21 protein-coding genes and 2 tRNA genes are annotated in these 21,321 nt (G+C 38.2%); 4 read left to right on the plus strand and 19 right to left on the minus strand.

Going from position 1 to position 21,321, the window contains the following annotated elements; genetic code table 11:
- Positions 1 to 9: 9 nt before the first annotated feature.
- From ACPT8Q_RS00935 to pyrR, 8 genes are all read right to left on the minus strand, one after another.
- Positions 10 to 1,308: a hemolysin family protein gene (locus ACPT8Q_RS00935; RefSeq protein WP_050948747.1), complete on the minus strand. Its 1,299-nt coding sequence runs from the start codon at positions 1,306 to 1,308 to the stop codon at positions 10 to 12.
- Positions 1,309 to 1,358: 50 nt separating this feature from the next.
- Positions 1,359 to 1,883, minus strand: a complete 525-nt coding sequence (locus tag ACPT8Q_RS00940; protein ID WP_050948748.1) for a DUF1523 family protein — start codon at positions 1,881 to 1,883, stop codon at positions 1,359 to 1,361.
- 26 nt (positions 1,884 to 1,909) lie between these two features.
- Positions 1,910 to 2,692, minus strand: coding sequence for a YchF/TatD family DNA exonuclease (locus ACPT8Q_RS00945; protein WP_050948749.1), 783 nt, complete (start codon positions 2,690 to 2,692; stop codon positions 1,910 to 1,912).
- Positions 2,693 to 2,730: 38 nt separating this feature from the next.
- A complete protein-coding gene (locus tag ACPT8Q_RS00950) occupies positions 2,731 to 3,711 on the minus strand; it encodes a DNA polymerase III subunit delta' (RefSeq protein WP_050948750.1) in 981 nt (326 codons plus the stop codon).
- The gene (gene tmk, locus ACPT8Q_RS00955; RefSeq protein ID WP_050948790.1) at positions 3,708 to 4,340 is read right to left on the minus strand and encodes a dTMP kinase; all 633 of its coding nucleotides are present in this window, start codon (positions 4,338 to 4,340) and stop codon (positions 3,708 to 3,710) included. The genes ACPT8Q_RS00950 and tmk overlap by 4 nt, the downstream gene beginning before the upstream one ends.
- Before the next feature lie 16 nt (positions 4,341 to 4,356).
- Positions 4,357 to 5,400 carry an endolytic transglycosylase MltG gene (gene mltG, locus ACPT8Q_RS00960; protein ID WP_050948791.1) on the minus strand — a complete coding sequence of 348 codons (1,044 nt, stop codon included), beginning with the start codon at positions 5,398 to 5,400 and terminating at the stop codon, positions 4,357 to 4,359.
- A 69-nt stretch (positions 5,401 to 5,469) separates the two neighbouring features.
- A complete protein-coding gene (locus tag ACPT8Q_RS00965; RefSeq protein ID WP_050948792.1) occupies positions 5,470 to 6,405 on the minus strand; it encodes a peptidylprolyl isomerase in 936 nt (311 codons plus the stop codon).
- Between the two features lie 76 nt (positions 6,406 to 6,481).
- On the minus strand, positions 6,482 to 7,021 hold the full coding sequence (gene pyrR / locus ACPT8Q_RS00970) for a bifunctional pyr operon transcriptional regulator/uracil phosphoribosyltransferase PyrR (RefSeq protein WP_425622279.1): 540 nt from the start codon (positions 7,019 to 7,021) through the stop codon (positions 6,482 to 6,484).
- A gap of 131 nt (positions 7,022 to 7,152) precedes the next feature.
- On the opposite strand from pyrR, the gene mazG reads away from it, so the two are divergent.
- Positions 7,153 to 7,944: a nucleoside triphosphate pyrophosphohydrolase gene (gene mazG, locus ACPT8Q_RS00975; RefSeq protein ID WP_050948751.1), complete on the plus strand. Its 792-nt coding sequence runs from the start codon at positions 7,153 to 7,155 to the stop codon at positions 7,942 to 7,944.
- 139 nt (positions 7,945 to 8,083) lie between these two features.
- Here mazG and ACPT8Q_RS00980 read toward each other — a convergent pair.
- From ACPT8Q_RS00980 to mutY, 5 genes are all read right to left on the minus strand, one after another.
- Positions 8,084 to 8,159 (minus strand) — tRNA-Asn (locus ACPT8Q_RS00980).
- A 2-nt stretch (positions 8,160 to 8,161) separates the two neighbouring features.
- A tRNA-Phe gene (locus tag ACPT8Q_RS00985) sits at positions 8,162 to 8,237 on the minus strand.
- A gap of 237 nt (positions 8,238 to 8,474) precedes the next feature.
- The gene (mltC, locus tag ACPT8Q_RS00990) at positions 8,475 to 9,548 is read right to left on the minus strand and encodes a membrane-bound lytic murein transglycosylase MltC (RefSeq protein WP_050948752.1); all 1,074 of its coding nucleotides are present in this window, start codon (positions 9,546 to 9,548) and stop codon (positions 8,475 to 8,477) included.
- A gap of 14 nt (positions 9,549 to 9,562) precedes the next feature.
- Complete coding sequence (locus ACPT8Q_RS00995; RefSeq protein WP_005690347.1) at positions 9,563 to 9,835, minus strand: oxidative damage protection protein; 273 nt, start codon at positions 9,833 to 9,835, stop codon at positions 9,563 to 9,565.
- Complete coding sequence (mutY, locus tag ACPT8Q_RS01000) at positions 9,813 to 10,949, minus strand: A/G-specific adenine glycosylase (RefSeq protein ID WP_050948753.1); 1,137 nt, start codon at positions 10,947 to 10,949, stop codon at positions 9,813 to 9,815. The genes ACPT8Q_RS00995 and mutY overlap by 23 nt, the downstream gene beginning before the upstream one ends.
- A gap of 175 nt (positions 10,950 to 11,124) precedes the next feature.
- On the opposite strand from mutY, the gene rpmE reads away from it, so the two are divergent.
- On the plus strand, positions 11,125 to 11,337 hold the full coding sequence (gene rpmE, locus ACPT8Q_RS01005; protein ID WP_005625828.1) for a 50S ribosomal protein L31: 213 nt from the start codon (positions 11,125 to 11,127) through the stop codon (positions 11,335 to 11,337).
- A 77-nt stretch (positions 11,338 to 11,414) separates the two neighbouring features.
- Here rpmE and ACPT8Q_RS01010 read toward each other — a convergent pair whose 3' ends face one another.
- Positions 11,415 to 12,098, minus strand: coding sequence for a 2,3-diphosphoglycerate-dependent phosphoglycerate mutase (locus ACPT8Q_RS01010; RefSeq protein WP_021034671.1), 684 nt, complete (start codon positions 12,096 to 12,098; stop codon positions 11,415 to 11,417).
- A 175-nt stretch (positions 12,099 to 12,273) separates the two neighbouring features.
- On the opposite strand from ACPT8Q_RS01010, the gene envC reads away from it, so the two are divergent.
- Both envC and ACPT8Q_RS01020 read left to right on the plus strand, forming a co-directional pair.
- On the plus strand, positions 12,274 to 13,506 hold the full coding sequence (gene envC, locus ACPT8Q_RS01015; RefSeq protein WP_050948754.1) for a murein hydrolase activator EnvC: 1,233 nt from the start codon (positions 12,274 to 12,276) through the stop codon (positions 13,504 to 13,506).
- Positions 13,506 to 14,348 carry a divergent polysaccharide deacetylase family protein gene (locus tag ACPT8Q_RS01020; RefSeq protein ID WP_050948755.1) on the plus strand — a complete coding sequence of 281 codons (843 nt, stop codon included), beginning with the start codon at positions 13,506 to 13,508 and terminating at the stop codon, positions 14,346 to 14,348. Before envC ends, ACPT8Q_RS01020 begins: the two co-directional genes overlap by 1 nt.
- A gap of 60 nt (positions 14,349 to 14,408) precedes the next feature.
- Here the strand turns inward: ACPT8Q_RS01020 and ACPT8Q_RS01025 are convergent, their stop codons facing one another.
- From ACPT8Q_RS01025 to ACPT8Q_RS01045, 5 genes are all read right to left on the minus strand, one after another.
- Positions 14,409 to 15,152, minus strand: coding sequence for a glycosyltransferase family 25 protein (locus ACPT8Q_RS01025; protein WP_050948756.1), 744 nt, complete (start codon positions 15,150 to 15,152; stop codon positions 14,409 to 14,411).
- 173 nt (positions 15,153 to 15,325) lie between these two features.
- On the minus strand, positions 15,326 to 15,490 hold the full coding sequence (locus tag ACPT8Q_RS01030) for a hypothetical protein (RefSeq protein ID WP_425627535.1): 165 nt from the start codon (positions 15,488 to 15,490) through the stop codon (positions 15,326 to 15,328).
- A 195-nt stretch (positions 15,491 to 15,685) separates the two neighbouring features.
- Positions 15,686 to 19,579: a phosphoribosylformylglycinamidine synthase gene (gene purL / locus ACPT8Q_RS01035; RefSeq protein ID WP_425622281.1), complete on the minus strand. Its 3,894-nt coding sequence runs from the start codon at positions 19,577 to 19,579 to the stop codon at positions 15,686 to 15,688.
- A 353-nt stretch (positions 19,580 to 19,932) separates the two neighbouring features.
- Positions 19,933 to 20,820, minus strand: a complete 888-nt coding sequence (gene xerC / locus ACPT8Q_RS01040) for a tyrosine recombinase XerC (protein ID WP_021034665.1) — start codon at positions 20,818 to 20,820, stop codon at positions 19,933 to 19,935.
- The gene (locus ACPT8Q_RS01045; RefSeq protein ID WP_021034664.1) at positions 20,820 to 21,254 is read right to left on the minus strand and encodes a GNAT family N-acetyltransferase; all 435 of its coding nucleotides are present in this window, start codon (positions 21,252 to 21,254) and stop codon (positions 20,820 to 20,822) included. Before ACPT8Q_RS01045 ends, xerC begins: the two co-directional genes overlap by 1 nt.
- Between the last annotated feature and the right edge of the window lie 67 nt (positions 21,255 to 21,321).

The following is a 21,321-nucleotide window of genomic DNA, read 5'->3' on the forward strand; positions in this document are numbered from 1 at the left end:
ACCGCACTTCTACTCCTGCTCTTTAACTAAAGACACCAAAATCTGATCGATTTTAAAGTTTTCTGTATCAATCACTTCAAACTTGTATTTTCCGTAAACCACAGAATCGGTTTTTTTCGGGATTTTACGTAACATATACATCATAAAACCACTGATGGTTTCGTAGTTTTCTTCATCGGGAAAATAAGCAATATCTAATACTCGAGTAACTTCTTCTAATGGCGTTGCGCCATCAATCAGCCACGAGTTTTCATCACGGCTCACAATATATTCTTCTTCGTTAGAAACCAATTCCCCCATAACAATGCTCATCACATCATTTAGTGTAACAATACCCACCACAAGAGCATATTCATTCACAATAATGGCAAAATCTTCGCCAGTAGATTTAAACAATTCCAACACTTCGTAAAGAGAAAGCGTATCAGGCACAAATAATGCTTTACGGAGTAGTTTAGGATCTGTGAGCACCACATTTTCATTTTGCAAATACATTGTGAGCAAGGTATGGGATTCGATATAACCTAAGATTTTATCAAGGCCATTGTCACAAATCACAATTTTAGAATGAGAATTACGAGAAAGCGTATCCATGACTTCTTGGCGAGAAAAAGTGCGGTCTAAATATACGATGTTTTCACGGGTTGTCATGGTGGAAGTTACTGTACGGGCTTGCATATCGAAAATGTTTTCGATCAAATAATGCTCTTGAGTTTTCAACACACCAGCTTCTGCGCCTGCTTCAACTACGGCGAAAATATCTTCAGAGGTCATGCCATCTTCACGCACAGTAGAAATGCGAAATAGACGGAAAAAGGCATTAGCAAGCGTATCAAATAACCACACAAGCGGTTTAAACACATACATACTAAAATTCATAATACCCACAACGCGCAAAGCCACCACTTCAGGATAAGTAATGGCAATACGTTTTGGAATAAGATCAGCAAATAAAATAAACAAACAAGTCACTAATATAAAAGCGATTGTAGAGGCGGTTGGCTCAATCCAACTTCCTTCAAAAGAACGATTTAAAATATCTGCAATGTAAGGACTTAGCGCACTTTCGCCAATTCCCCCACCCAAAATCGCCACCATATTCAACAAAATTTGAACCACCGTAATAAAACGACCAGGATGCTCTTGTAATTTAAGCACTTGAAGCGCACGCACGTCGCCTTCGTTCGCAAGAGATTGCAATTTTAACTTGCGAGAACTCGCTAGAGAAATTTCAGCAGAAGAAACAACTGCACTACTTAAAATTAAAGCCACAATTGCCAAAATAGTATGAAATAATTCCATAATCATTACTCAAAAATATAAAAGAAAACGACCGCACTTTGCGGCCGTTTGGGAGATTACTTGTCGCTGTCAAACCAGCCGCGAATAAATTGGATAGACAAAAATAATGTCGCCAGCAAGAATACATATAAAATCCACGAAACAATCGGATTGCTTGGTGTATCATCAACAGTAATTTCTTTAATTGAAGTTGCATTGCGATATTCATCTATCATCGTAATACGCCAACCATAGTATTTAATTTGCACAAGTTTGTTGTCATTCCCCAAAGCCTGCGCTTCAGCCTGTAAATTGGCTGAACCAAATTTGAAGTAGAACGGGAAACCCCAACGCGTATCTTCATTGCGATACACCATAATTTTGCCATCGTCATTTTGCGTATTGATGTAATACACATCACGTGTTGGGCCATTAGCTGGATTCGATTTGGTGATTGGCCCATCTTTATCAACACGTTTAACTTCTACGCCAGTAACACGTGTCACATCATAATGGGGGAACACATAATTCACCACAGAAAACATAAAACCGTGGAATAAAAAAACAACAATAAATAAGAAATATTTAAAAAACTTTCGCATACTTTTCCCTTGTCAGAACTGTTCATTTATTCTACACGAATTTTAAATAAACGCTCGAAATTTTTTGTAGTGATTTGAGCAAACGCATCGGCAGAAACGCCCTTTAAGGTTGCCACATATTCACAAACTTCTCTCGTATAAGCGGGTTGATTTTCTTTTCCTCGATAAGGCACTGGCGCAAGATAAGGCGAATCCGTTTCCACCAATAAGCGATCCATTGGTACATAACGAATAACCTCACGAATCGCTTCGGCATTTTTAAAGGTTACAATACCAGAACAAGAAATGTAAAAACCTAGATCCAACGCTTTTTTCGCAAATTCCATGGTTTCCGTAAAACAATGAATAACGCCACCGCACTTTTCAGCATGGTGTTGGCGTAACATTGCAATGGTGTCATCGCCTGCCGAACGTGTATGAATAATTACAGGCTTATCTAATTGGTTTGCAATATCGATTTGGCTGCCAAACACCGCTTGTTGTGCCGCTTTATTGTCTGAGCTGTAATAATAATCTAATCCAATTTCGCCAATCGCAATCACTTTCGGATCTTGCGCCAAACGCAATAAACGTTCTGCGTCATAAGGTTCTTCTTCAAAATCCAGTGGATGCACACCACAAGCAAGGGAGACATTATTAAATTCCCGTAAAGAGTCATAAGCCTGCTCAAAACGGCTTAAGGTTACACCAATGGCAAGCAAATGTTTCACATCACGTGCGCGCGCTTTTTCCACCACATCCGCGATATTTTTATGTAAATTTTCATAATCCAACGCATCTAAATGACAGTGAGAATCAACAATAAACATAATTATTTTCCTAATTTGTACCTTGGGTAAATTGATAATTAACCCTTAAACACTTCTGTGACTAATCGCGTCAAGCCATCTAATAGCATTAATTCAACATTCACACCATTAATTGTAAGCAAATCTGACCGCACTTTTTGCACAATTTTGATTGCTTGTAATAAACCAAGAGCAGTTTGCTCATCGCTGAATTGTTCAATACCACGCCCGAGATCAGCCACTTGTCGATAGCTATCAATTTCAAGTTTATGTTTTAAACAATCAGAAAGAAAAGCCAAGATCCAATCCACTTGCTGAACATAGCGTTCTTTGTCAAACAACGGAAGCAATTCCAATGGCGAACGTCGGCGATAGAACACCCAAAATTGACGTAAGAAGTTTTTACGCTGTTCAATCAGCCCTTGTTGTAACGTTTCTAAGGCTAAAAGCGGTCGCCCAAGATTCATCGCAAGTGCGGTCAAAATTTCCTGATTTTCAGCCGCACTTTCTGATTTCAACCAATCAACAGCCATTTGTTCATTAGGCACGGACAGATTCCACACTTGGCAACGACTGTAAATAGTTGCCAACAAACTAGCTGAACTATCCGCTTGAAGCAAAAAATAAGTATTTGGACGAGGCTCTTCCAATGTTTTCAATAACGCATTAGCAGCCGCTTCCGTTAAACGTTCCGCCCCTTGCACATACACCACTTTATTGCCGTTTTGTTGTGCGTGTTGAGCAACAATTTCATTAATATTGCGTACTTGATCAACGCCAATATCCTTACCGTCAATCGGGCTTAACTCGTGATAATCTGGATGGCTATGGGCTTGCATTAAATGACAAGAATGGCATTGACCACAAGGTTTATCGCCTTGAGCCACACACATTATTTTCTGTGTAAGTGCATCAAATAAACGTTCTACACCTACACCAGCATCCGCTTTAATCAGCACAGCATGATGCCCCAAACCTTCATCAAAGGTTTGAGCAATTTGATGATAAATTGGCATTAGCCAAGGATAAAGTGCGGTCATTTTTCGTTTAATTTCCACCAATTTTTAACCGCACTTTCTATATCAGCTTGAACAAGTTCAATACTCTGCTCTGCATTAATCATTACTGCTTTTGGATTATCTTTTACTAATGCTAAATAACTTGCTCGAGTACGATGGAAAAAATCCAAATCCATTTGTTCAATACGGTCTAACTCGCCACGTCCACGAGCTCGCGCTAAACCAACAATTGGATCTATATCCAAATAAATTGTGAGATCTGGCTCAAAATTGCCTAATACGGTTTCTTTCAAAGTAAGCATAAAATGCGGATCTAATTGACGTCCGCCACCTTGATATGCCTGAGATGACATATCGTGACGATCTCCCACTACCCATTTTCCTTGCATTAAAGCAGGCTTAATCACATTTTCCACCAACTGAATACGTGCTGCATAAAGCATTAATAACTCTGCTTTATCTGTCACGGGTTCTTCGGTTTCATGTTTAATTAGATGGCGTAATTTCTCTGCCAATGGCGTTCCACCAGGCTCGCGAGTAAACACCACATCTTTAATCCCCAGTTCATGCAAAACTTGCACAACAGACTGATGAGCGGAGCTTTTCCCCGCACCTTCCAAGCCTTCAATGACAATAAATTTTCCTTTCATATTTTCTTCCGCACTTTTATTTGGCATTTTTCTGGCTGCGATACCAACGTAAATATTCTTGTACCGCTTTATTATGTTCATTCAAATTGCGGGTAAATTTATGCCCACCAGAACCATCTGCCACAAAATAATAGAAATCTGTTTTTTCTGGGTGCGCAACAGCCTGTAACGAACTGCCACTTGGCATAGCAATTGGCGTTGGCGGTAATCCATCAATCACATACGTATTATAAGGCGTTGGCATTTCTAAATCTTTTTTGCGAATATTACCATTGTAATTTTCGCCCATCCCATAAATTACCGTTGGATCCGTTTGTAATTTCATTTTTGCTTTTAAGCGGTTGAGAAATACCGATGCCACTTTTGCTCGCTCAGCAGCAATGCCCGTTTCTTTTTCTACGATAGACGCCAGAATCAACATTTCATAAGGATTGACTAAAGGTAAATCCTCGTCACGCTCGCTCCAAGCCTTATTTAACGCCTTTTTCATTCCCTCAGCCGATCGCTTAAGTAACTCGAAGTCTGTCGATTTAGGCGTATAGTTATAAGTATCAGGATAAAGCCAACCTTCCACATTTTTTAGTTCAAGATTTTGACCGACATCTGGCAAATCAAGTAATGAGAAAATTTCTTCGTTACTCTTATCTTTCAAGGTTTGCACCAAGTGCGGTGCATTTTCGAGATCTTTTCGCCAATCCTTGAAGGTCTTTCCTTCAATCCATTTTACATTGAACTGCACTTCCTTACCTGAATTAAGCAAATCCAGTAAATCTTGCACAGTTTTAACATTCTCAAGAGAATAAGTCCCTGCTTTTATTTTATTTAGCTCGGGTTTCAATTTAAGCAAATAAGGTAATAATTTCCCATCATCAATTAATTTTTCTTGCTCAAAAAGTGCGGCTAATTTTGAACCTGTTGTGCCACGTTCAATAGTTAAAAGTTGATCTGCCAGCGCATTTACTGGTGTTTTTACAAATTCAGTCATTTTGTAATAACCAAAACTAGCCACGCCCGCTAAAATCAAAATTAAAAGTAAAATCGCAATTAAAAATTTCTTCATAAGGTATAAGAAAGAGAAAATAAAAAACAACAAAAGGGGCAATTAAGCCCCTTTGTTTTTGATACTTTGTTATTTATTAAAATACTGAATATTCGCTCTTTTACGCAATGCTTTGACCCAATCGTTCGTCGCATCTTGTAATTGAGTATTTACTAAACGTTCATATGCTTTTTGGGTGTAGGCTTCTGATGTAAGATCGCCATCACGTGTGCCAGTTACTTCCAAAATATGCCAACCAAACTCAGTTTTAAATGGTGCAGAAATCACACCTTGTTTACTTTTCACAACAGTTTGCGCAAACTGTGGTGCATAAGTTTCTGGGAACGCATAACCTAAACTACCGCCATTCGCCCCCGATAAATAATCTTTAGAATATTTTAAAGCCGCATCTGCAAAAGTTATTTTACCTGCAATAATATCAGAACGAATTTTAGCTAATTGTTTTTTTGCTTGAGCATCATTTAACAATGGATTAAGTTTTAACAAAATATGGCGAACTTCATATTCTTTACCTGTAACTTTTTGTGCCGTACCCTTTTCTTTCGCTTCTTCTAACATTTTTTGACCGAGTGCGACAACTTCTTCACGCGTCACATCAATGCTTTCTTGAATAGCTTTGTTGCGTACAGCCCCCATCATCATTTGATTGGCAATTTGCTGACGAAATGCATTTAATGAAATACCTTGATAATCCAGTGCATCTAAAAATTGACCATAAGTTAAGCCATTTCTAGCTGCGGTGTCTTCCACAACATGATCAATTTCACGAGGATCAATTTTGACTCCCGATTCTTGAACTGCTTTTTGCACCAAAATATCATCAATAATTTTATCAATCGCGCTTTGGCGATCACCTTTTTTACCCATATTCGCACGTACTTGACTTTCTAATACAGGAATACCATCCACTGTTGCTACAACACGTTCCTCCGCTTGTGCCATAGAAACGAAAGCGACACATCCCAAAGCAGCCAATAAAAAAGATCTTAAAACAAATTTTTTCATTTTCATTTCATCCAAAAAAGAGTCAATAACGTTGGTTAGAGTAACAATTCTACTGAAGGTTCACAATAGACAAAATTTATTTCCCTAATATAACGACTTCGTAACTGTCATCTTGTTTTTCAGTGCGAACTTGGACAAGTTCATCACGACTTGTTGGCACATTTTTACCTACGTAATCAGCACGAATTGGTAATTCACGATGACCACGATCAACAAAAATCACTAATTCAATTTTTGCCGCTCGTCCAAAATCAGTCAGTGCATCCATTGCCGCTCGAATGGTTCGACCAGTAAACAACACATCATCAACCAAAATGACGGTTTTATCTTGAATATTCAAATATTGTGATGAACCACTATAAACTGGCATTTTATCTTCCTGATCCACCAAAGTTAAATCATCGCGATAAAAAGTGATATCCAGCTCCATTGAGGGTAAATTTATACCACTTAATTCTTCAACTCGACGTTGTAATAATTCAGCAATTTCCGCACCACGGCGTTTAATCCCAACAATAATAAGATCATCCAAAGATTGATGCTTTTCAATAATTTCGTGAGAAATACGCGAAATCGTGCGAAGAAAACGATCGTGGTCGATAATAATTTTTTCCATTTTTCCCAGCTTTATCAATAATGTTTTAATGCGCAAAGTATAAAGAAAATACGCCTAAAAAGCGATGGTATTTGCACCATTTTTATCCTTCGTTATACTATCCAAAACATTCCATCAAAGGAAATAAAATTATGCGCTACTCCATTCAAGATTTTATTCAACTCATTGCCCAACTTCGTAATCCAAATGGCGGATGCCCTTGGGATTTAAAACAAAATTATCAATCCATGATTCCTTGCTTAACGGAAGAAACTTACGAAGTAATCGAAGCGATTGAGAAAAAAGACATACCAAACTTACGCGAAGAATTAGGGGATTTATTGTTACAAGTCGTTTTCTTCAGCCAGCTTGCTACAGAGGATAAATACTTTACTTTTGACGATGTGTTGCAAGATGTCGCTGAAAAGATTGTGCGCCGTCATCCTCACGTGTTTGGTGATGCAAAAGCGGGGGACGAAACAGAAGCCCTTTCCCGTTGGAACGAAATGAAAGCCAAAGAAAAACAAGGTAAAAGTGAAGAAACCTCTATTTTAGATAATGTGCCTCGTGCTTTTCCTTCTCTTACGCGAGCGGCAAAATTACAAAAACGTTGTTCAAAAGTAGGGTTTGATTGGGAAGAAATTTCACCCGTATTTGACAAAGTGCGGGAAGAATTAAAAGAAGTTCAAGCTGAAATTAACCGTACTTCGATTGAACAAAATAAAGTGGAAGAAGAAATCGGCGATTTATTGTTCGCAACTGTCAATCTTGCTCGCCACTTAAAATGTGATCCTGAAGATGCATTGCGGAAAGCAAATTTAAAATTTGAACGTCGTTTTCGAGCAGTAGAACAAGCGGTTCAACAACAAGGCAAGCAAATTAATGATGTGCCACTTATTGAGTTAGATTTGTTGTGGGATGAAGTGAAAAAACAAGAAAATTAATTGAAAAGTGCGGTAAAAATTAGCACAATCAAACAATCATCAGATTAATATTTCTCATCTAAATTATTTATTAAAGACTTTAACAAATAATAATAGAAAGCAAAAAACCGCTAAATTTATTTAGCGGTTTCTTTGAATTTGGCTCCTCCTGCGGGACTCGAACCTGCGACATATGGATTAACAGTCCACCGTTCTACCGACTGAACTAAGGAGGAAATGGTGCCTCGAGGCGGAATCGAACCACCGACACGGGGATTTTCAATCCCCTGCTCTACCGACTGAGCTATCGAGGCGTTATCGTTATTGGCTACTGCCTGACAACGGGGCGTATTAAACTATTTTTTCGGTTTTCGGTCAATAACTAAATTCAAAAAAAATGGAAAAAACATTTCATTTGAATAGTTAATCATCAATATGTTTATTAAAACAACGAAATAATAAAAACTATTTTAAAATTTGCCGCACTTTTTTAATAAAAAATGCTCGATGGTGTTAGCCAACGAGCATTTTGATTATCTGAAAAAATTCAATTATCGTCTTACACGAAATTTTTTCTGTGCTTTATCTACTTTCAACAAATAATTGCGAGCTTGTGATGATGGGTGAGCAGTCGTTAGAATGCGATAAACTTGCTCTGGATACATTTGGTTGATTTTGTAAATCGCCATATCCTTATCATTATCAAAAACACGTAACACTGCACCTGCACCACTATTATATGCAGAAATCATTGCGAAACGTTTTGAGGTTGGATTTGTAATACCATCTAAATATTGATTTTGCAAAATCCATAAATAAGACACGCCAGCATCAATATTATTTGCAGGATCATATAAATAACGCGTTGATGGCTGTCCACCTTTGCCTTTCATTGTAAATACATCTCGACCCGCAGTGTGAGGCACCACCTGCATTAAACCAATGGCATTGGCATAGCTAATCGCATATGGGTTAAAACTTGATTCCGTTTGCATAATACCCAAAATCAAACTTTCATCGATACCATAACGTTGTGCAGCTTTACGAATTAATGGTAAATATTTTCGTGCACGCACCTCTACGTGGTTTGCAATCATAGGAACAGAGACAAATTGCACAGTATGCCCGTTTTGTAATCGACGTGTTTGCAATTTATTTTGAATCAAATAAGTGGCGAAATTACTTGCGATAACTTGATTAGCAATTTGTTGCCCTTGATGATCCACAACCTGCCCTAAAAGGAATGGGCGAGAGCTAATCGGCACATCGCCAGAAGCAAATAAATCAATACCTTTTGCATCAGCACCCATTAACAAGGTATGAACAATCGCATTATGTAAACGATTTAGATCTCGCTGGGTTTCAATAACGATATTACCTTCATCAAAACTCACGTGGCTACGCGTATAAAAGGAATCTGTATATTTCACATAATCTTTACGGCTTGCCACTAACAATTCATTTACGCCCCAAATGCGGTCAATATTATGCGAGAATTGCCCAGTGAGAATATCTAACCCTTGCGTGTCTTTAGCAAAGGCTTCATCATAGTTAATACCTTGATTCAGTGAGTTACTACAAGCATACAAAAAAGGCAACAATGCCAATAATAAATATTTTTTCATTGTAGGATAGATAACTAATTTGATGGTGGAACATAGCCTTCAATATGAACATCTTTACCTTCAAACAAAAAATTAACCATTTCTTGTTCTAATAATTTACGGTGCTCTGCATTCATCATATTAAGTTTTTTTTCATTCACAAGCATCGTTTGTTTCTTAATCCATTCGCTCCAAGCCTGTTTACTTACTGAATCAAAAATACGCTTGCCCAACTCTCCCGGATAAAGTTGGAAATCTAAGCCTTCCGCTTCTTTTTTGAGATATTCACAAAATACTGTTCTTGCCATAATGATTCCTTACAAATTGTATTAAAAGATTTTTCACAGGCTGAGCCAGCCCGATCGATTCAGGATTTTGCGGATCATACCAATATTTGACCGCACTTGATAGGTTTGATTGGTATTCTTTTGGACTTTCCATCACTTTTCGCCAGTCCAAATTAGCCTGCTCCACACATAAAGTACTCTCCATTTCGGCGTAAATTGGATGAATATCTAAATGAAAATGGCTGAATGTATGTCGAAAACTCGACCATTCTTGATAATGCGTGACTTTTTCTTGGGCTAAAAAACGAAGCAACGAGGCTTTATCTTCAAATTGTGGAAAACAAAATAATCCGCCCCATAATCCCGAGTTTTCTCGCTGTTCCAAACATACTTTGCCATTTTTCGACAAAATTAAAAAATAGGTAGTTTTTTCTGGCATCACTTTTTTAGGTTTTTTAGCTGGAAATTTTTCCCAGTTTGCATTTTTATAAGCCAAACAATCAATATTTAACGGACAAAGATCGCATTTGGGCTTAGTTCGCGTGCAAACCATTGCACCAATGTCCATCATTGCTTGATTAAAATCTGCCACACGCGCTGTAGGTGTTACTTGCTCCGTTAATGTCCACAAGCGATTTTCTACTTTTTTCTCGCCACTCCATCCCTCAACAGAAAAATAACGCGCCAACACACGTTTCACATTACCATCTAAAATTGGATAAGGCTGATTTAAAACAGAAGATAAAATGGCACCAGCAGTCGAACGTCCCACTCCAGATAATGCCCAAACTTGCTCAAAATTTGTTGGGAAATTTCCATTAAATTCATCCCGCACTTTTTGAGCAGCTTTATGTAAATTACGCGCTCGTGCATAATAGCCCAAGCCCGTCCATAAATGTAACACTTCATCTTGTGAAGCATTGGCAAGTGCGGTGATATTTGGAAATGTTTTGATAAACCGCTCAAAATAAGGAATTACCGTCGCAACTTGCGTTTGTTGCAACATCACTTCAGAAAGCCATACACCATAAAGCGTTTTATTTTGCTGCCAAGGCAAATGCTTGCGCCCAAACTTGTCATACCAAGCTAAAACAGATTTGGCAAATGGCGCATTGATGGAAGATTTTGCTAACATAAAAAGAAAAGTGCGGTAAAAAATGCTGATGATTTTACACGAAAATAGAGCTTGTTTATCTGTATTTTTTCAGTATAATTCGCAACCTATTTGGTGCCAATTATGGCGTATTATTCACTCACGCGGTGTAGGGAGAAAGTTCCTATAGCGGCGTGGCTTCATTTTGAGGTTTTCTATGAAACAAGGTATTCATCCAGAATATAAAGAAATTACTGCGACTTGTTCTTGCGGTAATGTGATCAAAACACGTTCAACTTTAGGCAAAGACATCAACCTTGATGTGTGTGGTAACTGCCACCCATTCTACACTGGTAAACAACGTGTTGTTGATACTGGTGGTCGTGTTGAGCGTTTCAACAGCCGTTTCAAAATTCCAAGCACAAAATAATTTGGACTTGTTTAAAAACCCCGCCAATTTGCGGGGGTTTGTTTTATAAAGCTAGCACTACAATACGTTGAACTTAATTAAAGATAATAATGTTCTACGTAATTTAATTTATCATCAAGTTTTAAAACTAAAGGCTGACCTGTTGGAATTTCAAAATCCATAATTTCAGCATCAGAAATACCAATAATATGTTTTGCCAACGCACGGAGTGAGTTACCGTGAGCAACCACTAAAACACGTTTGCCAGAAAGCATTGCCGGCGCAATTTGATCTTCCCAGAATGGAAGTGCGCGTTCTAATGTTAATTTTAAATTTTCTGCGTTTGGCACAACATCAGATGGAACATTAGCATAACGGCGATCATTGTGTGCAGAGTTTGGATCTTGTGGATCTAAATCTGGTGGAGAAATATCATAAGAACGACGCCAAATATGAACTTGTTCGTCACCGTATTGCTCCGCAGTCGCTTTTTTATCTAAACCTTGCAAAGCACCGTAGTGACGTTCATTTAAACGCCAGTTTTTCACTTGGGGAATCCATAATTGATGGGATTCTTCTAATACAATATTACAAGTTTTGATTGCTCGAGTTAAAACAGAGGTAAATGCGATGTCAAATTCATAACCTTTGTCTAACAGTTTTTTACCCGCTGCTTTTGCTTCTTCTACGCCGCGTTCTGTTAAATTTACATCACGCCAACCCGTGAATAAGTTTTTCGCATTCCATTCACTAAAACCGTGACGGATAAATACTAATTCCATAAGAATCTCCTAATGTTTTCAAATAAAAAGAACGCACATTTTATAGCAAAAAATCCTTAGCTTTAAAAGTTAAAAGGGATGATTTCCTGATCTTTAGCAAAAAATAACCATCAAACTTTTTCGCCTTTTCACAAATATGATAAGATTTGCGAGTTTTACGGATTTAGGATGAATTATGTTGCGTTTAGGCGTTAATCAAAAAACATCATTATTATTAACCGCACTTTTAAGCTGCGGTTTATTAATATTTTCGCCTGTCAGCCAATCTTCAGATCTCAATCAAATTCAAAAACAAATTAAGCAACAAGAATCTAAAATTGAGAAGCAAAAACTTCAGCAAGCTAAGTTGCAAGCGAATTTAAAAAAACACGAGAGTAAAATTAACAGTGTTGAGGGCAAACTGCTTGAAACAGAAATAAGTTTAAAGGAAATTCGTAAGCAAATTGCCGATGCAGATAAGCAGCTCAAACAATTAGAAAAACAGGAACGTGAGCAAAAAAAACGATTAGCTAAACAAATGGATATAATTTACCGTTCAGGCATTAATCCATCGCTGATTGAACGAATGTTTGCCCAAGATCCAACAAAAGCAGAGCGAATGAAAGTTTATTATCAGCATTTAAATCAAGTTCGGATTGAAATGATTGATCATTTAAAAGCAACGCAAGCACAAATTGCAGTACAAAAAGAGGCGATTCTCGCTCAACAAAAAAACCACCGAAATCAACTTTCCACACAAAAAAAACAACAACAAGCATTGCAAAAAGCACAGCAAGAGCATCAATCTACGCTGAATGAACTCAATAAAAATTTAGCCCTAGATCAAGATAAATTGAATGCATTAAAAGCAAACGAACAAGCACTTCGTCAAGAAATTCAACGAGCAGAACAAGCAGCGTGCGAACAAGAAAAACGTGAAAGAGAGGCACTTGCGCAACGCCAAAAAGCTGAAGAAAAACGAACATCAAAACCTTATCAACCAACTGTGCAAGAACGACAATTACTTAATAGTACAAGCGGTTTAGGGGCAGCAAAAAAACAATATTCCTCACCAGTTTCTGGTTCAATTTTGCATACTTTTGGTTCTATCCAAGCAGGCGAAGTACGTTGGAAAGGTATGGTAATTGGCGCATCAGCAGGCACGCCTGTTAAAGCAATTGCAGCTGGACGCGTTATTTTAGCGGGATATTTAAATGGTTATGGTTATATGGTTATTGTTAAACACGGCGCAACTGATTTAAGTTTATATGGCTTCAATCAAGCGGTGTCAGTGAAGGCTGGTCAGCTTGTTTCTGCAGGGCAGGTTATTGCTCAAGTAGGAAATACAGGGGAAATATCACGTTCTGCGCTTTATTTTGGTATTAGCCGTAAAGGAACGCCAGTAAATCCTGCAGGGTGGGTTCGTTGATGAATATTCTGATAAAAAGTGCGGTAAAAAATTTCATCATTTTTTCTACCGCACTTTATGCCTCTTTTTCTTTTGCTCAAAGCAAACTTGCGATTGTCATTGATGATGTAGGCTATCATTCCAAAGAAGATGCAGCTGTTTTTGCAATGCCACGTGAAATTTCCGTAGCAATTATTCCTGCCGCACCCTATGCTCGAGTACGTAACCAAGAAGCAAAATCTCAAGGCAGAGACATTTTAATTCATATGCCGATGCAACCAATTAGTGCAATTAAAATCGAAGACGGTGGATTACATTTAGGAATGTCTGCGGCACAAGTAAATGATCGCGTTAATACCGCTAAAAATATTGTACGTGATGCCATCGGTATGAACAATCATATGGGCAGTGCAGCAACGGCCGATCCCCAATTAATGACTTATTTAATGACCGCACTTCAAGAAAAACATTTATTCTTTTTAGATAGTCGAACAATAGGAAAATCTGTCGCAGGAAAAATAGCAAAAGAACAAGGCGTGCGTTCATTAGATCGCCATATATTTTTAGATGATAGTAACGAATTCGCAGACGTTCAGCGTCAATTTAAAGCAGCAATTCACTATGCAAGGAAACATGGTACCGCGATTGCGATAGGACATCCTCGTCCAAATACCATTGCGGTGTTACAAGCAGGACTTCGTAATTTACCCGAAGATATTCAATTAGTCGGAATGGGAAATTTATGGCGAAATGAAAAAGTTATTCCGCCCAAGCCATTTATTTTATTATTCAGCGAAATGCCTGCGCCAACCTCAATGGGACCTTTTGAGCCTGTAGGATTATTACGTGGAGTTCCAAAATAAAACAGTTGCTAATATTTAAAAATAAACATTAACAACTGCTTTGTCTACTATATCAATTTATCAATGGAATAAGTTATAAATACGTCTTTTAATATTAGTTTTTAGATTAAACAACTCTCTCATAATCACTATTTTTAATGATTTCTGTTTCTTTTGTTTCTCATAAATAGTTGATTCTATCTCGCCATCATCTTCTAAGCAAAATGGTACTATTGCATAAGGTGGCACTTTATTCTCAAAAAAACGATCCATTGTCACATCCACGGTTAAATACCACTCCTTGCTTTGTGTTAAAAATTTCCTTGCTGCTTGGGGAGTTAAATAATAACCTGTAGCACCAGCGAATCCTTTACTAAATTGATATATCGAAAGATTACCGAAATTAGAGATCAATTTTCTTTTATTTTTCAAACGATCAGGTTGTAACCAGAAAAATTCAAACGTATTTTTATCGCTATTAATAAAATCAAGTACTTCTAAGAAATTATTTTTAAATTTAGCATCATCTTCTAATACAATAATAGGGTAATCTAATTCTACACATTTCTCCCACATAGAATAATGGCTCGCATAACAGCCTAATTGACTCAAGGTTAAAGGATACCCCTTTGCATTCAACCGCTTATTTTCATTGTAACGTTGAAACAATGGGTAATTTGGATTTGATTTTCCATAAATAGCATTAAAAAAGTGAATTTCTTGTATTAAATTATTCGAAAATAACTGTTCAAACTGTGCTTGCATATAAGCTTTTCGATCTGTAGATTTTTCTAGATTAATAACGAAGATAGGTGTAATAAACATAATCTCTCCATAGTTATTTAAATGGAACGATAAATTTCTGCTTATTTTGTTTAGCAGTAATTCTTTTATGTTTAGTAAACAATCTTATTATTTTTTCTAATATTGTTCTCTTTTCTTTTACCTTATTTATTTCTTGAAGAATAATTTGTTTGCTTTGTGATGTACTATTTAAGTCACTCTTGCTTGCTTGCTTGCTTGCTTGCTTGCTTGCTTGCTTGCTTGCTTGCTTGCTTGCTTGCTTGCTTGCTTGCTTGCTTGCTTGCTTGCTTGCCAAGACTATCTAAAATTTCATTTCTTATTATCAAGTTATTATTAATATGTGTTAATGTGATTAACATAATTCCACCTTCATAAAATATTTATTTATAAAAAGACAAATCGTAAACGATGTGATTTGTTTAGTTATGGTAGATAATTATACCCCTACCTATTCATTTTACAAATACGTAAATTCCGTTTTAAAAGTAACGCACACAGTGAAAATCTGCTAGATTTCCACCGCACTTTTTTAGCGTTCAAGTCCATTTATTTCTCTAAAATACCATTCTTGCATTTCTGAATAATCTCATCCACGCACCGTCTTCTGTCCAGTTTTCGGGGTGCCAAGAGTTACTCACAGCACGGAACACGCGTTCAGGGTGTGGCATCATAATAGTAACTCGCCCATCAAGATTTGTAATTGCAGTAATGCCCTCCACAGAGCCATTCGGATTGGCAGGATATAGTTCGGTAGAGTTACCGTTATTGTCGATGTATTGTGCAGCAATGATGCCTTGTGCTTTTAAGCCTACAAGCTGTTCAGCTGATTTAAACTTAACTTGCCCTTCCCCGTGGGAAACCGCAATGGGCATATGTGAGCCAGCCATTCCTGCAAACCAAACTGAAGCCACTTCATTAATTTTCACTAAACTCACACGAGCTTCAAAGCGTTCAGATTTGTTGCGTACAAAATGCGGCCAGTTTTCTGTACCTGGGATAATTTCCGCCAAGTTAGAGATCATTTGACAACCATTACATACACCTAAGGTCAGTGTGTTTGGATTGATAAAAAACTGGCTGAATTGCTCGTGTAATTTCGGGTTAAATAAGATGGATTTTGCCCAACCACCCCCTGCGCCAAGCACATCCCCGTAAGAGAAACCGCCACAAGCAACCATTGCATTGAATTCAGCTAAATTGCGACGGCCAGTCATTAAATCAGACATATGCACGTCAATTGCATTAAAGCCTGCACGATCAAATGCTGCTGCCATTTCATAATGGCTATTTACACCTTGTTCACGCAAAATTGCAATGGTTGGTTTTACACCTTTATTGATAAATGGTGCAGTAATATCTTCGTTCACATCGTAAGTCAAAAATGCGGATAAACCTTTGTCGTCAGGGTTTTTCTTCACCATAAATTCTTGCTCAGCACAATCTGGATTATCGCGTAAGCGTTGCATTTGGTAAGTTAATTCCGCCCAAATACTACGTAATTCAGAGCGTTTTTCGCTGAATAATTTATGGCTGCCGCGGCTGATCTCAAAGCGATCATCAGCAGTTACCGTACCAAGTTCGTGGGTAATGCCAAGCAAATTGTGAGCATTTAACACTTCACGCACGCATTCTAATTGGCTGTCAGCAACTTGGATAACCGCCCCCAATTCTTCGTTAAATAATACCGCTAAATCATTGTTGCCTAAGGCGGAAATATCCACTTCTACCCCACAATGCCCAGCAAACGCCATTTCTGCAAGAGTTGTGATTAAACCACCGTCCGAACGGTCGTGATAGGCAAGTAATTTTCTTTCTGCGACTAAAATTTGCATTGCGTTGTAGAAATCTTTTAAGCGTTGAACCTTTACCACATCGGCAGGCTTGTCACCTAACTGTTTGTACACTTGAGCAAGTGCGGTCGCACCTAATCGATTATTGCCTTCGCCTAAATCAATTAATAATAAACGCGATAAACCTTTGTCGATACGAAGTTGTGGCGTAAGCGTTTTACGTACATCTTCTACACGAGCAAAAGCGGAAATTACTAATGAAAGTGGAGCGGTCACTGATTTTTGTTCGCCATTGTCGATCCAAGTGGTTTTCATCGACATTGAATCTTTACCCACAGGAATAGTTAAGCCTAACGCAGGACAAAGTTCTTCGCCCACAGCTTTTACTGCTTCATAAAGTCCTGCATCTTCGCCTGTGTGACCTGCTGCACTCATCCAGTTAGCAGAAAGTTTAATACGTTTCATCTCGCCAATATGGGTGCCTGCAATGTTAGTAATCGCCTCCGCCACCGCTAAACGAGCAGAAGCCGCGAAATCTAGCAAGGCAACTGGAGAGCGTTCGCCCATTGCCATTGCTTCACCGTGATAGCTATCTAATGAAGCTGTAGTAACTGCCACATCAGATACAGGAATTTGCCAAGGCCCCACCATTTGATCACGGGCTACCATTCCTGTTACCGAGCGATCACCAATAGTAATTAAGAAAGTTTTTTCTGCGACAACAGGTAAACGTAATACACGATAGAATGCTTCTTTTAATTGAATATTTTCCGTTGTAATCGGTTGATTTTCCACCGTTTTTGAGGAAACCTCACGTGTCATTTTAGGCGTTTTACCTAATAACACATTCATTGGTAAATCAATTGGATTATTATCGAAATGACTATCGTGCAAGATTAAATGTTCTGCTTGTGTTGCTTCGCCAATCACTGCAAAAGGGGCTCGTTCACGCTCACAAAGTGCGGTAAATAATTCGAGTTTTTCTGGCGCAACCGCTAATACATAACGTTCTTGCGATTCGTTACACCAAATTTCCAATGGCGACATACCTTTTTCATCACAAAGAATAGAACGCAGATCAAATTTTCCTCCACGCTTGCCATCGTGTACCAATTCAGGCATTGCATTAGATAAACCACCCGCCCCCACATCGTGAATAAACAGGATTGGATTTTCTTCCCCTAATTGCCAACAGCGGTCAATAACTTCTTGGCAACGGCGTTCCATTTCTGGATTTTCACGTTGAACAGAAGCAAAATCTAAATCTTCTTTTGATTTTCCACTATTCATCGAAGAAGCAGCGCCACCGCCCAAACCGATATTCATCGCTGCCCCACCCAGCACAATCAATTTAGCTCCAACTGGAATTTCGCCTTTTTGAACCTGTTCGCCACGAATATTACCGATTCCGCCCGCCAACATAATCGGCTTGTGATAACCACGCACTTCTTTACCAGCAAAACTGTTTACTGTTTCTTCATAAGTACGGAAATACCCCAATAATGCTGGACGACCAAATTCATTATTAAATGCCGCACTGCCTAAAGGCGCATCTATCATAATTTCTAAGGCTGAAGCAATGCGATTTGGTTTAGACAATGGATTTTCCCAAGATTGTTCAAAGTTTGGAATAGCGAGGTTAGACACCGAGAAACCTGTTAAACCCGCTTTGGGTTTTGCTCCACGCCCCGTTGCCCCTTCATCACGAATTTCTCCGCCCGAACCTGTTGCCGCACCGGGAAATGGCGAAATGGCAGAGGGATGGTTATGAGTTTCTACTTTCATTAAAATGTGCGCATCTTCTTGATGAACACGATATTGTCCATCTGGATCAGGAAACCAACGCCCAACTTTCGAACCTTCCATTACTGCAGCATTATCTTTATAAGCAGAAAGCACAAAATCAGGCGTTTGCTCAAAGGTATTTTTGATCATTTTAAACAGCGATTTATCCTGTTTTTTGCCATCAATAATCCAATCGGCATTAAAAATTTTATGGCGACAATGTTCCGAATTTGCTTGTGCAAACATATAAAGTTCGATGTCGTGTGGATTGCGGTTTAAGGCCGTGAAGTTTTCGACTAGATAGTCCATCTCATCATCTGCCAACGCCAAGCCCAAGGCAATATTCGCCTGTTCTAATGCTTGACGACCACCATTTAAAATATCAATGGTGGTTAATGCTTTAGGTTCTTGTTGAGTGAAAAGCAAGGCTGCTTCTGTTTCGTGATTTAACACGGTTTCTAACATACGGTCGTGTAATAAATCTTTCAGCGTAGCCAATTCTGCTTCGGTTAAATTACGTTCAATATTGAAATAATAGGCTATACCACGTTCAATACGATTTACCTTTGACAAACCACAATTGTGAGCGATGTCTGTCGCTTTTGAAGACCAAGAGGAAATTGTCCCCACTCGTGGAGTCACAATTAAACAATATTCTGTGGGCTTGAGTTCAGAAAACATTGATCCATAATGCAACAATGCTTGTAATTTAACGATTTCATCTTCTACAAGCAATGTTTTTTGTTCAACAAAATGCAAATACTCTGTGTAAACTGACGTAATAGGCAATTGATATTGCTGACATTTTTGTTGAAGCTGAGTTAAACGAAATTCAGAAAGCGCAGGCGAGCCACGAAAGGTTTTGACAGTCATATTGCAGTTCCGTATAAAAGAAAAGTAAAAAAACGGACGCATTATAACGAACAAAGCAAACGTTTGCATTCAAAATAAAACAATAAGATTTATGTTCAAACATACTTCCTATTTTTCCAAAAATACTATCCCCAACCATCTCAACACGGAAAACTTTGCTTATCACACAAAATATAAACTCTTCAAAAAGGAAATTCATAAATACATTATATAAATGACGCTAAAAAATAGAGCTTTCACTATTACCAAACTTACACAATTCATTTCCAATATTCAGCAATCCTCACTTTACGTCTCATTGACACACTCTAATCTTTCATCATTTAATAGTTTCTCTTTTTATATAACACTTTTTATTTCTTCCTTTTTGCTCTTGGGTGTGTTTGATCATACACTTCCGCTAAATGTTGAAAATTTAAGTGGGTATAAATTTGTGTGGTGGAAAGGTTACTATGCCCGAGCAATTCTTGTACCGCACGCAAATCAGAACTAGCTTCCAACATATGCGTCGCAAAGGAATGACGCAGTTTGTGCGGATTGAGGTGGATATTTAAGCCTTGGCGAATGCCCCAGGTTTCCAAACGTTTTTGAATGGCTCGATGAGAAATGCGATTTCCAAGCTGGCTAACAAATAACGCCTCATCTTTTGGGTTAAATAACGACCGCACTTTTAACCATTCCTGAATGGCATGCGAAGCATAACGCCCAAACGGCACTACACGCTCTTTTTTGCCTTTCCCGATAACGCGCACTTCCCGCACTCGGGTATTAATGCTGTTTAAATCTAAGCCTTGTAATTCAGATAAACGTAAACCTGAACTATACATTAATTCCAAAATCGCACGATCACGTATATCAATCGGCTCTTTGCTATCGTTTGCAAGCAGCTGTTGAACTTGCTCGCCATCCATATTTTTCGGTAAATGCTTGCCTTGTTTTGGTGCGGAAATACCTGTGGCAGGGTTTACTTTCAATTCTCCCTGTTGCACTAAAAAACTGAGAAATCGACGCAATGCGGATAAACGTAAAGCCAAGCTTTTTTCTTTTAGGCCTTGTTTTTTGCTTTCCGCCAAAATAAAGCGCACCACGCTGGGTGTCACTTGTGCCCAAGCATGAATGTCTTGTTGTGCTAAGATTTTGATGATGGCATCAAGTTGATGTTGATAATTGGTGAGCGTGTGAGGGCTCATTTGGCGTTCAATCCGCAAATAATCCCAATAACGATTTAACGCAGTTAGCATTACAGACTCAATTCAAATAAACGTTCTTTTGGGTTCAATTTAAACCCTTCCGATTCCAACATTGAATATTGATTTTGCGCTAATTCCGCTACTAAACGATTTGATTGCGTAAAATGTACAAAGTCTTTTGCTTTAGAAATCAACGCCGCATAAATTTCTGTTTGTTGAGGATGTTCTAACACAAAAATATCGGTAATTTGCCAATAGCGTTGTAATTGTAAAGAAGAAAGGCGAGGGAAAAGCTGCACAAAGCCAATAGCCTTTTCATTTTCATCCACCGCAATAAAAAACAGGCTTTCATTAAAACGCATACGATTAGTTAAAAAAGCCAAGGTGCGTTCTGGATTCTCTGCTTGTCCATAGGCTTGGCGATAGGCTTCAAAAAGAGGAAGAAGCACGTCAATATTCCATTGTTCAGCTTTGAAAAGTTTCATAATTGGTTATTTTTTATTGGTTCCATACAGGTAATTGTAGCTTTTTAGCACAAGATAATCATCTTTC

The organism is Haemophilus sp. HN_Hi10 (assembly GCF_049821985.1).
In the GTDB taxonomy this organism is placed as follows: Bacteria; Pseudomonadota; Gammaproteobacteria; order Enterobacterales; family Pasteurellaceae; genus Haemophilus; species Haemophilus influenzae_D.